The 11,016-nt window shown below is 70.4% G+C and carries 10 protein-coding genes; 7 read left to right on the top strand and 3 right to left on the bottom strand.

The window, feature by feature from the left end; translation table 11 throughout:
• Positions 1-57: 57 nt before the first annotated feature.
• Positions 58-1,596 (bottom strand): PEGA domain-containing protein, encoded by a 1,539-nt coding sequence (locus tag GTZ93_RS00270; protein WP_139914974.1) that lies wholly within the window; start codon positions 1,594-1,596, stop codon positions 58-60.
• A gap of 276 nt (positions 1,597-1,872) precedes the next feature.
• Between GTZ93_RS00270 and GTZ93_RS00275 the strand changes: the two genes are divergently transcribed.
• The 7 genes from GTZ93_RS00275 (at position 1,873) to GTZ93_RS00305 (ending at position 9,519) form a co-directional block, all read left to right on the top strand.
• Positions 1,873-2,877 (top strand): SDR family NAD(P)-dependent oxidoreductase, encoded by a 1,005-nt coding sequence (locus GTZ93_RS00275; RefSeq protein ID WP_139914975.1) that lies wholly within the window; start codon positions 1,873-1,875, stop codon positions 2,875-2,877.
• Between the two features lie 85 nt (positions 2,878-2,962).
• A complete protein-coding gene (locus tag GTZ93_RS00280) occupies positions 2,963-3,964 on the top strand; it encodes a diacylglycerol/lipid kinase family protein (protein WP_139914976.1) in 1,002 nt (333 codons plus the stop codon).
• Between the two features lie 83 nt (positions 3,965-4,047).
• Positions 4,048-4,737, top strand: a complete 690-nt coding sequence (locus tag GTZ93_RS00285) for an NUDIX hydrolase (protein ID WP_120574597.1) — start codon at positions 4,048-4,050, stop codon at positions 4,735-4,737.
• Positions 4,738-4,920: 183 nt separating this feature from the next.
• A complete protein-coding gene (locus tag GTZ93_RS00290) occupies positions 4,921-5,724 on the top strand; it encodes a protein phosphatase 2C domain-containing protein (protein ID WP_139914977.1) in 804 nt (267 codons plus the stop codon).
• A 4-nt stretch (positions 5,725-5,728) separates the two neighbouring features.
• The gene (locus GTZ93_RS00295) at positions 5,729-7,597 is read left to right on the top strand and encodes a hypothetical protein (protein WP_139914978.1); all 1,869 of its coding nucleotides are present in this window, start codon (positions 5,729-5,731) and stop codon (positions 7,595-7,597) included.
• Positions 7,598-7,618: 21 nt separating this feature from the next.
• Positions 7,619-8,686, top strand: coding sequence for a cysteine hydrolase family protein (locus tag GTZ93_RS00300; RefSeq protein WP_139914979.1), 1,068 nt, complete (start codon positions 7,619-7,621; stop codon positions 8,684-8,686).
• Between the two features lie 38 nt (positions 8,687-8,724).
• Positions 8,725-9,519: a hypothetical protein gene (locus GTZ93_RS00305; RefSeq protein ID WP_139914980.1), complete on the top strand. Its 795-nt coding sequence runs from the start codon at positions 8,725-8,727 to the stop codon at positions 9,517-9,519.
• A gap of 20 nt (positions 9,520-9,539) precedes the next feature.
• Here GTZ93_RS00305 and GTZ93_RS00310 read toward each other — a convergent pair whose 3' ends face one another.
• Both GTZ93_RS00310 and GTZ93_RS00315 read right to left on the bottom strand, forming a co-directional pair.
• A complete protein-coding gene (locus GTZ93_RS00310; RefSeq protein ID WP_121752723.1) occupies positions 9,540-10,415 on the bottom strand; it encodes an alpha/beta fold hydrolase in 876 nt (291 codons plus the stop codon).
• A 105-nt stretch (positions 10,416-10,520) separates the two neighbouring features.
• Complete coding sequence (locus GTZ93_RS00315) at positions 10,521-10,958, bottom strand: tetratricopeptide repeat protein (RefSeq protein ID WP_139914981.1); 438 nt, start codon at positions 10,956-10,958, stop codon at positions 10,521-10,523.
• Between the last annotated feature and the right edge of the window lie 58 nt (positions 10,959-11,016).

The raw sequence follows: 11,016 nt of genomic DNA on the forward strand, positions 1-11,016 counted from the left end.
CGCGACTCTACGCGCCCGGCGCTTCCCATCCAGGAACCTCCGGACGGGACCGTCCGCTCAGAACGTTCCGGACACGCTCGCCGCCGCGCCCGTCTCGTCCGCCGTCACACCCAGCGTCACGGGCGCTGGCTTCGCGGGGGAGGACACGAGGAAGAGCACCGCCCCGGTGACGACCGCCGCGCCGCCGCCCACGAGCAGCCCCGTCATGACGTTGCTCTTGCCCACCAGAGAGTCGCGCAGCGCGACGGCCCGCGCATCCGTGCTCACCAGCTGGCCGCCATTGGCCGCGCGGCGGTCCTCCAGGCCGTTCAGGTCCTTCTGGGCCAGCAGCCGCACCACGCCCGCGCCACCCAAAGCCGCCACGCCCGCGCCCACCGTCACGTACGACGCCGTGCGCAGGCCGGTGCTGGGGGCGGCGTCGCTGGAGACGTCCTCCGACAGCAGGTTGGGCGCGGTGAGGTCCGCGCCCGTGCCGGAGGCGCTGGCCGTGCCCCGCGCGCCGCCCGCGTCCCAGGGCGCCTTGCCGTTGGCGTTGTTCATCACCACGAGGTTGGAGGGCGAGCGTCCGGTGGTGACGAAGTCCACCAGCGCGGAGAGGGCCTCACCGGGCGCGTCCAGGCCCTGCGTCTTGAAGCCGCCCTCGCGCAGCTTCTGCCCGCCGTCGACGTTGAGCACCGTGGCGGCGAACCACTTGGGCCCGCTGCTCGGGCGCTCCAGCCGCACGACGATGACCTCCTCCACGCCCAGCGTGCCGCCCAGGCGCACCGCGTGGCTCCAGGTGCGCTCCTCGTTGCCGTCCGCGGCGGCGAGGCACGGGAAGGGCGCGGCCGTCACGGACCCCTCGTAGGCCAGGTCCACCAGCAGCGGCGTGTCCGCCCCCTGCGCCTGCACCTGCCGGGGGAAGCTCACCGCGTCCCCCTTCACCATCGTCAGCTCGTACGCGCCCGCGGGCAGCTCCAGCGTGAGCGGCGTCTGCCCCACGCTCAGGCCCTCCAGGTACACGTCCGCCGCGGGCAGCGTGGACTTCAGGGACAGCTTCACCTTCGGCGTCTTGGCCAGGTCTCGGCGCAGCTTCTCGAAGGCCTGCCGGATGGAGGGGGCGTACTGGTCTGGGTCCAACTGGTACTTCGGCTGGAGGCGCAGCACCTGGAGGAAGGCCGCGTCGCTGTCCTTCGTCTTCCCCATCGCCCGGTGGTTGAGCCCGTGCAGCAGCTGCGCGTGGGCGAAGAGCTTCCAGCGCGGCTCGCCCGGCGGCAGGCGGCGGATGTCGCTCAGGGCGTCGTCCAGGAGCTGAATCGCGCGGGCGTTGCGGCCCTCGTAGAACTGGTCCTGCGCGGCGTCCAGCTGGCGCTGGAGGTCCTCGAAGGAGCGCGAGGAGTCGGGGAAGAGGCGCTCGGCGAACTCGGGCGCGCTCAGCAGGTGCTGTTCGGGGCGGGCGCGGAGGGCGTCGTAGAACGCCTTGGACTGGCCGTTCAGCTCCGCGTCCCGGCAGTCGCCGCTGGAGACCACCAGCCGGTGGGGCGCGGCTCCCGAGGCGGTGGCGCACAGCAGGCACAACATCAGCGCGAAGGCGGACGGCTTCGGACGGAAGGGCATGGTCACGTGGGTGTGGAAGGGATGGCCGGACCGGCGATGCAGGCCGCGTTCCGTCCTCTACCGGACTGTCCACCCTCCAGGCCAGCGACCCCCGGCACCTGCCTCCCGGTCCCGCACGTGGACCCCCGTCCGGATTCCGGGCCCCCTGCCTCGCTGGTTGCCCTCCGGGTGAGTCACCTGTGTCCCGGGTGCGACGCCGGGCGTCATCCCCACCTTTCCGTCCACGAACCCTTTCGAATGCTCGGGCCGCCGGGCCCGCCACAAGGACCCCACTCCATGGATCGCATCTGGAAGAAGAAGGTCATCGTCATCACGGGCGCCTCCAGCGGCATTGGCCGGGCCACCGCGCTGCTCCTGGCGAAGAAGGGCGCCCACGTGGTGCTCGCCGCGCGCAGGGAGGACCCCCTGGAGGAGCTGGCGGCCGAGTGCGAGTCCCACGGTGTCCAGGCGCTGGTGGTCCCCACGGACGTGGCGGACGCGGAGGCCGTGCGGAAGCTGGCGGAGGCCGCGGTGGAGGCCTTCGGCCACTTCGACGGCTGGGTGAACAACGCGGGCGTCTACATGCTGGGCAGCCTGGAGGAGACGCCGGACGAGGCGTTCCGCCAGCTCATGGAGACCAACTTCTTCGGCACGGTGAGCGGCGCGCGCGCGGCGCTGGCCCGGTTCCGCCGCCAGGGCTACGGGACGCTCGTCAACGTGTCCTCCACCTTTGGCACCGTGCCCGCGCCGTACCTGAGCGCCTACGTGGCCTCCAAGTTCGCGGTGCGCGGCTTCTCCGCGTCGCTGCGCCAGGAGCTGCTGGGCACGGGTATCGACGTGTGCACGGTGATGCCCGCCGCCATCGACACGCCCCTGTGGCGCCACACCGCCAACTACACCGGCTGGCGCATCCGCCCCGTGGAGCCCGTCTACACGCCGGAGCGCGTGGCCCGCACCATCCTCCGCGTGCTGCGCCACCCCCAGGACGAGGTGATTGTCGGCCCCGCGGGGAAGAGCTTCGCGGCGATGCACGGCCTGTTCCCTCGCACGTACGAGCGCACCATGCGGGCCGGCACGGACGCGCTGCACTTCAAGGGCGAGCGGCAGGGCCCTACCCCCGGCAACATCTTCCAGCCCATGGAGGAGGGGGACACGGCCTCGGGCGGTTACCACGGCACCGGAAAACAATGGCTACGTCGTCTGTTGGTGGCCGGAGGGCTGGCCGCCGCGGCGGTGACGCTGCGCCGGCGTGCGGCCGAGCGGCACCTGGAAGCACGGCTGGCCCACGCCCTGGGGGTGTGATGCCCATGTTTCCGGAGGAGTCCCCATGCCGGGGCTCTTTTCGTGACGGGGCCATGACATGAACTGGGGAAGAGTCACGCCCGCCATGAACATCGCCGTCCTCGTCAATCTGCGCGCGCGTAAAGGGTCCGAGGGGATGGGCGGGCTCGTCAGAGACCTGCTCCCCCGGGCCCGGGTGGCCCTGACCCGTTCCCTGGAGGAAGCCCAGGAGTGGGTGGACCAGCTCCGGCATGACCCGCCCAGCCTGCTGCTCGCGGGCGGAGGCGACGGCACCATCACGGGCCTTCTCAACGAGCTGCGCTCCCAGGGTGTGGCCCTGCCGGCCATTGGCGTGCTGCCGCTGGGCACGGGCAACGCCTGGGCCCGCGTCACCGGGGCGCCGCGTCCCCATGTGGCCCTGAAGCAGATCGCCGCGTACGGCGAGCGCCTGCCTCCCCTGCGTCCCTTCTCCCTGGTGCGGGTGGAGGGCCGGGTGGCGCCCTTCGCGGGCACGGGCTGGGACGCGGAGATGATTCAGGACTTCAAGAACCAGCTCGCCGCGGCCGGTCCGCTGAAGAAGTCGCAGGCCGGCCTGCGCGGCTACCTGGGCGCCATGTTCACGCGCACGGTGCCTCGCCATCTGTTCGGCGAGGGCAACCCGAACGTCTCCGTCTACAACCTGGGCGCGCCCGCGCTGACCATCGACGCGACGGGCGCGGTGCGGCCGCTGCCCAACGCCGGCGAGGGGCAGCTCTTGTACCAGGGCCCCGCGGGCGTGGCGGGCGCGGCGACGACGCCGGAGTGGGGCTTCGGCTTCAAGGCGTTCCCGTTCGCGCAGGCGGTGCCGCACCGGCTGTCCGTGCGCGTGTACGGCGCGGGCGTGATGGAGGCCACACGCAACATGTTCCGCCTGTGGCGCGGCGAGCACCCCATGCCGCGCATGCACGACTTCTTCGTGGAGCGCCTGCGGATGGACTTCGACCGCGACGTCCCCTTCCAGATGGGCGGCGACGTGCTGGGCATGCGCCGCTCGCTGGAGTTCGACCTGGCGGAGGAGAACGTCAACCTGGTCGACTGGCGTCGCCTGGGGCGGCTCGTCGCGGTCTAGCCCGCCGCACCCTCCGATGAGCGCATGAAGGCGCTTGCCGGCACCGTGTCCTCTGGACACGATGCTGGCCGGAGGGTTTCCCCGTGAGCCACACCTATGAGTACCCGCGCCCTGCGGTGACGGTGGACTGCGTCGTCTTCGGGTTGGACGAAGAGGACCTCAAGGTGCTGCTCATCCAGCGCGGCGTGGAGCCGTACCAGGGCCGGTGGGCGCTGCCCGGCGGCTTCGTGCGCATGGACGAGTCCCTGGAGGACGCCGCGCGCCGTGAGCTGGAGGAAGAAGCGGGCCTGCGCACCAGCCACCTGGAGCAGCTCTACACGTTCGGTTCTCCGGACCGCGACCCCCGGGGCCGCGTCATCACCGTGGCGTACTTCGCGCTGGTGAAGCTGTCCCAGCACCACCTCCAGGCGTCCACCGACGCGCGTGAAGCGGCGTGGTTCTCCGTCTGGGATACGCCGAAGCTCGCGTTCGACCACGCGGACGTGCTGTCCACCGCGCTGCAACGGCTCAAGGGCAAGGTGCGCTACCAGCCCATCGGGTTCGAACTGCTGCCGCCCAAGTTCACGCTGTCGCAGCTCCAGCGGCTGTACGAAACGGTGCTGGAGCGCGAGCTCGACAAGCGCAACTTCCGCAAGAAGATCCTCGCCATGGACCTGCTGGAGGAGCTGGACGAGGTGGAGCAGGACGTCTCCCACCGCGCCGCGCGCCTCTACCGGTTCGACCACAAGAAGTACAAACAGCTCGAGAAGGCCGGCTTCAACTTCGAGCTCTAAACACACCCACCTCCCGCCACACCCATCGGCGCCCGCTGACAGGTTGTCCCACGTCGCCTTGACTTAGTGTCATGTGGACACTATGTTGGTGTCGTAGATACACGAAGTCGGACGGCGTGGGGCCGTCCACTCGCCAGCAGGTTCCGGGTCGTGCGAGCCCTTTTCGAGGGCCACGGGAGAGCCATGTCCACGCTGCCCTTCGATGTCGCGGTGGGTTCGGTGCAGGGGCGGGAGCACGCGCGCTCGGGACGCAACAACCAGGACGCCGCCTGCGTCCGGGAGAGCGAGCACGGGCTGGTGGTGGTGGTGGCGGACGGGTGTGGCAGCCAACCGTGCAGCGAGTTGGGGGCGCAGCTGGGCGTGCGGCGGCTGGCGCAGGCGGCGCATGCGAGGCTGGCGCGGGGTGAGACCGTGGACGGCGCGGACTTCCTGACCGGGCTGCGCGCGGACCTGCTGGAGCTGATGGAGGGCCTGGCATCCGCGCTGGGGCGCGACGTGCTGGGGGACCTGCTCTTCACGCTGGTGGGGGCGGTGATGACGCCGGCTCACACGCTCGTCTTCTCGTCGGGGGACGGGGTGTGGATGCTCAACGGCGAGGTGCACGCGCTGGGGCCGTTCCCGGGCAACGCGCCGCCGTATCTCGCGTATGCGCTGCTGCGCGGCGAGGACGTGCGGCTGGAACGCCGGGCGCTGGTGCCCACGGAGGATGTGCACGCGCTGCTGGTGGGCACGGACGGAGTGGGGGACCTGCTGGACCTTTCGCAGGCGCGGCTGCCGGAGCGCGATGAAGCGGTGGGCCCGCTGTCGCGCTTCTGGACGGAGGACCGGTACTTCACGAACCCGGACGCGGTGCGACGGCGGTTGGCCCAGCTCAATCGCGAGTCGGTGCGCGCGGACTTCGCGGAGCGGCGGCTGCTGCGCACGCCGGGGTTGCTGACGGACGACACCACGCTGGTGGTGCTGCGCCGCCGGATGGGGAGGGCGTGAGGCCATGGACGTCTGGCTGGAGGGAAAGAAGGTCCGGTTGGATCCGCAGCATGCGCTGGGCAAGGGCGGCGAGGCGGATGTGTATGACCTGGGCGATGGCCGCGCGCTCAAGGTCTTCAAGCAGCCCGAGCACCCGGACTACCTGGGCCTGTTGCCCGAGCAGGCCGCGGCGAAGGCCCGGCTCGTGGAGCACCAGCGCAAGCTGCGCGCGTTTCCCTCGGGCCTTCCTGCGCGAGTGGTGACGCCGCAGGCCCTGGCCACGGACAAGAAGGGCGCGGAGGTGCTGGGCTATGCGATGCGCAAGCTGGACGGCGTGGAGCCGCTGCGCCGGTGGAGCGAGCCCTCGTTCCGGCGCGCGGGAGGCAAGGCCGCGGACGCGGTGACGGTGCTGGCGGGGCTGCACCGGGTGCTGGCGGCGGTGCACTCGGCCAGTGTGGTGGTGGGGGACTTCAATGACTTGAACGTGCTGACGGTGGGCACGGACGCGTACTTCATCGACGCGGACAGCTTCCAGTTCGGTCCCTACCTGTGCCCGGTGTTCACGGAGAAGTTCCTGGACCCGCTGCGGCTGGACCCGAGCGCGCAGACGCTGACGCCCGCGCGGCCAGCGACGCTGGAGAGCGATTGGTATGCCTTCGCCGTCACCGTGATGCAGTCGCTCCTGTGCGTGGGACCGCAGGGCGGCATCCACAAGCCGAAGACGCAGGCGGCGCGGTTGAACGCGGTGGGACGGATGCTCCAGCGCGTCACGGTGTTCCACCCTGACGTGCAGTACCCCAAGCCCGCGCTGCCTCGGGTCGCGCTGCCGGATGACTTGCTGCACCTGTTCCACCAGGTGTTCGTGGAGGACCGGCGCGGCGCGTTCCCGCTGCCAGTGCTGGAGGGACTTCGCTTCACGGTGTGCGCGTCGTGTGGCCTGGAGCACGCGCGGGCCGCGTGTCCCACGTGTCAGCCGCACGCGACGGTGGCTGCCACGCCGGTGTCGGCGGTGCGCGGTCAGGTGACGGCGAAGCGGACGTTCACGACCCGCGGCGTGATGGTGCACGCGAGCGCGGAGGACGGAGTGGTGCGCTTCGTCTACCACGCGGACGGCGCGTACAGGCGCGAGGACGGCCGCACGGTGATGCGTGGCGCGCTGGACCCGACGCTGCGCTGGGCGGTGCAGGGGGATGTGACGCTGCTGGGGCAGAGGGGCCGCGTGGCGGTGTTCACGCCGGGCCGGGAGCAGGAGTTCCTGGGCGTGGATGTCTGTGAGAACCGGCCGGTGTTCGCGGCCAATGCCAGACACCGGTTCTGGGCGTCGGGCGGCGGGCTGTGGCGGGACGGCGTGTATGGGGCCGAGCGTTGGGGGGACGTATTGCAGGGGCAGACGCGGCTGTTCGTGGGACCCCGGTTCGGCCTGGGGTTCCACCGCGCGGCGGGGCTGCGGGGAGCGTTCCTGTTCAACGTGGAGCGCAAGGGTCTGCGGGACGGGCTCGCGCTGCCGTGGCCGTCAGGGCAGTTGCTGGACGCGGAGGCGGTGTTCGACGCGGACTCGGTGTGGCTGCTGCTGGCGGAAGAGGCCAACGGCCGCACGGTGCACCACGCGGTGTTGCTGGGCTCGGATGGAACGGTGCGCGCGAGCGCCCGGGCTGGCGCGGGAGACGGCTCGTGGCTGGGGACGCTGCGTGGAAAGTGCGCCGTGGGGGGCGCGCTCTTCTGTGCCACGGACGTGGGGCTGACGCGCGTGGAGCTCCAGCAGGGCCAGTTGGTGGCGGTGCGCGAGTTCCCGGACGCGGAGCCGTTCGTGGACGCGGGCCGCGAGCTCCTGCTGTCGCGAGAGGGATTGACGGTGGTGGGGGCCCAGGACCTCACCTTGCTGCGGATGAAGTGAAACACACACAGGGGGATGGACATGAAGAAGACGACCGCGAAGGAACTGCCGCTGCCCGGGTTCTACAATTCGAGCCACGCGGCGGAGTACGGCTACGGCGCGAACGCCGGGAAGCTCCAGCGTGACGCCGGAGCGTGGAAGGCGGCGCAGGGCGTGACGGCGGCGGCCACGGACCGCTTCAACCTGCACCTGTTGCTCATCGACGTGCAGAAGGACTTCTGCTTCCCGGATGGCTCGCTGTACGTGGCGGGGCGCAGCGGGCGGGGCGCCATCGACGACAACCGCCGCATCGCGGAGTTCATCTACCGGAACCTGGGGACGCTGACGAACGTCACCGCGACGCTGGATACGCACTTCGCCTTCCAGATCTTCTTCCCGTCGTTCTGGGTGGACCAGGACGACCAGCCGCTCCAGCCGTACCGCGAGGTGACTCGCGAGCAGATTGAGCGCGGCCAGGCGAGGCCGAACCCCGCGGTGGCGAAGTGGCTGTGCGGCGGCAACTACCCGTGGCTGCTCAAGCAGGTGAAGTTCTACTGCGAGGAGCTGGAGCGCGCGGGGAAGTACACGCTCTACCTGTGGCCGCCGCACTGCCTGCTGGGCAGCGACGGGCACGCGCTGTCGGGCGTGGTGCAGGAGGCGCGGCTGTTCCACTCGTACGCGCGCGGCGTGCAGTCGTGGGCGGAGGTGAAGGGCGGCAACCCGCTGACGGAGAACTACTCGGTGCTGCGGCCGGAGGTGTTGATGCGGCATGACGGCCAGCCGCTCGCGCAGCGCAACACGCAGTTCCTGAAGACGCTGCTCACGTCGGACGCGGTGGTGATTGGCGGGCAGGCGGCCAGCCATTGCGTGAAGAGCAGCATCGACGACCTGTTGGGGGAGATTGTCGCGCAGGACGCGGCGCTGGCTCGCAAGGTGTACCTGCTGACGGACTGCATGTCGTCGGTGACGGTGCCGGACGGCAAGGGCGGCTTCGCGGCGGACTTCACGCCGCAGGCGGACGCGGCGCTCAAGCGCTTCGCTGACGCGGGCATGCACCTGGTGAAGTCGACGGATCCGCTGGCGAGCTGGCCGGACCTGCACCTGGCGTGACGTCTGGAATTGGCACTCACACGAAGGGAGACACGGACATGAGCAAGGCGAACGGGACGGGTGTCACGAAGCTCTTCGAGGACGCGCACGCGGAGGGCATCCTCAGCCCCGCGGGGTTGCAGACGCTCACGGTGGTGGACCTGGGGGCGCAGATCCAAGCGGGTCTGGGCATCCACGTGGACGACGTGCAGGCGAGCGAGGTGGTGCTGGTGACGGTGATGCCGGATGACTCCGGGAGCATCTCGCACGCGGGGCACACGAAGACGGTGTGTGACGGGCACAACCTGGTGCTGGACGCGCTGCTGGCGAGCCAGCAGAAGGACGGCGTGCTGTTCCACACGCGCTACCTGAACGGACACGTGCTCAATCCGTTCCGGCCGCTGGAGGACGTGGTGCGGATGCACTCGAAGAACTACTCGGCGGACCAGGGGACGCCGCTGTACGACCAGGCGGTGGTGCTGCTGGGCACGGTGCTGGCGAAGTCGCAGGAGTTCAGCGGCAACGGAGTGCCGGTGCGCACGGTGACGCTGCTCATCACGGACGGCGCTGACGCGGGCTCGCAGAAGGCGCGGGCGAAGGACGTGGCGGCACTGGTGAAGGACCTGCACCGGGTGGAGAACCACATCGTCGCGGCGATGGGCATCGACGATGGGGTGACGGACTTCCGGCGCGTGTTCCAGGAGATGGGCATTTCGGACCGGTGGATTCTCACGCCGGGGCAGAGCGCCCAGGAGATCCGCGCCGCGTTCCAGGTGTTCAGCCAGTCCGCCGTGCGCGTCAGCCAGGGCGCGGCCAGCTTCAGCCGCGCGGCGCTGGGCGGCTTCGGAGCCTAGCGGGCGCGGAAGGCCAGGCGTCACGCCCGGAGGAAGTCTCCGAGCAGCTCGCGGACCTCCGCTGGCCGCTCCTCGGTCACCCAGTGGCCGGTGTCCCGGAGGATGTGGGGCTCGACCTGGGTTGCCACCGCTCGCGCCTGCGCGACGAGCGGTTCGCCCATGGACTTGTCACCGCCAATGACCATCACGGGCATGGGGAGTTTGTTCCGGGCCAGCTCCCGGAAGGCCTTCTTGTCCTGGTCCAACGCCTGGAAGTAGCCCCATGTCGAGTGGAGCCGGCCCGGGGCCGCGTAGGCCTCCGTGTACGCCTGCCGTTCCGCTTCGCCGACGGCCTGGGGATTGGCGGCGAAGTCGGTCCAGAAATGGTCGAAGTAGATGCGCTCGCGCCCCTGCACCAGCTTCTCCGCGGTGGGGCCGTTGAAGGTGAAGTGCCACACGTCCAGGCTCTTCATGACCTGGTCGGACCAGGGTTCGATGCCCGGCAGGAACGCATCCAGGAGGGCCAGGCGTTCGACCTCGCCGGGGAACCGGGCGGCGTAGGCGTAGGCGACCATCAGGCCGATGTCGTGGCCCACGACGGAGACCTTGTCGAAGCCGAGCTTCTTCACCAGCGCGCGCATGTCGCCGGCCATCGTCTCCTTGTCATAGCCCTGCGCGGGAGCGGCCGAGCTACCCGCGCCTCTCAGGTCTGGGATGAGCACGGTGTGCTCCTTCGCGAGCTCCGGCGCCAGGCGCCACCACATGAGGTGCGTCTGCGTGTAGCCGTGCAGCAGCACGACGGGGCTGCCCTTGCCGCCGATGACGAAGTGGATCCGCGTGCCGTTGACGTCCTCGTCGCCTTCGCGGAAGCCTTCCGGGAAGAAGGGACGGACGGTGCTCGGCTGCTGGCGTGTCATGGGCGCCTCCTCGCGGGAACGGGTTCACGCCTCAGGGTGTGCATGCCCCGCGTGCGTGAGGCGCCAGGTCGAGCAGGGAGTCCGGCGCTCGGGTCCCCGGAGCCCTCAGACGTCCTGGGGCGGTTGCAGGCGGGACTGGATGAACTCCAGGTACTTCGCGTCGTCGCCTTCGAAGAGCTCCTCGCCTCCGCCCATGAAGGCGCGAGCCAGCTCGTCGGCCGCGCGGGCTTCGTCTCCCAGCTCCAGGGCGCACTGGCCGAGCCGCAGGTGGATGAAGGGATTGCCGAGCCCGCCCGGTGAGTGGACGGCATCCCGGAAGTGCTCGCGGCAGTCCTCGAAGCGTTCGAGCTGGAAGTACATGTCGCCGATGGCGGCACGCACCCAGGTGTTCTGCTGATGGTCGCGGGTGGGTTCGGGAATCAGGGCGAGGGCGGCCTTGAAGTGCTTCAGGGCCTGCTCGAAGTCGTCCTCTCCCGCCGCGGTGTCTCCCTGGGCGCAGAGGTCGGTGATGCGCTGGTGGGTTTCATCCGAGATGGACGTCATGATTCGTGCTCCGGGGACCTGGGAGACATTCGCGGTCCTCGGAGCAGTCTAGACGACA

It is taken from the genome of Corallococcus exiguus (assembly GCF_009909105.1).
Classification (GTDB): Bacteria; Myxococcota; Myxococcia; order Myxococcales; family Myxococcaceae; genus Corallococcus; species Corallococcus exiguus.

Bases quoted from the DNA above. Each gene is read 5' to 3' on its own strand.
- GTZ93_RS00270 (WP_139914974.1), bottom strand. From the start codon at position 1,596: ATGCCCTTCCGTCCGAAGCCGTCCGCCTTCGCGCTGATGTTGTGCCTG.
- GTZ93_RS00275 (WP_139914975.1), top strand. From the start codon at position 1,873: ATGGATCGCATCTGGAAGAAGAAGGTCATCGTCATCACGGGCGCCTCC.
- GTZ93_RS00280 (WP_139914976.1), top strand. From the start codon at position 2,963: ATGAACATCGCCGTCCTCGTCAATCTGCGCGCGCGTAAAGGGTCCGAG.
- GTZ93_RS00290 (WP_139914977.1), top strand. From the start codon at position 4,921: ATGTCCACGCTGCCCTTCGATGTCGCGGTGGGTTCGGTGCAGGGGCGG.
- GTZ93_RS00295 (WP_139914978.1), top strand. From the start codon at position 5,729: ATGGACGTCTGGCTGGAGGGAAAGAAGGTCCGGTTGGATCCGCAGCAT.
- GTZ93_RS00300 (WP_139914979.1), top strand. From the start codon at position 7,619: ATGAAGAAGACGACCGCGAAGGAACTGCCGCTGCCCGGGTTCTACAAT.
- GTZ93_RS00305 (WP_139914980.1), top strand. From the start codon at position 8,725: ATGAGCAAGGCGAACGGGACGGGTGTCACGAAGCTCTTCGAGGACGCG.
- GTZ93_RS00310 (WP_121752723.1), bottom strand. From the start codon at position 10,415: ATGACACGCCAGCAGCCGAGCACCGTCCGTCCCTTCTTCCCGGAAGGC.
- GTZ93_RS00315 (WP_139914981.1), bottom strand. From the start codon at position 10,958: ATGACGTCCATCTCGGATGAAACCCACCAGCGCATCACCGACCTCTGC.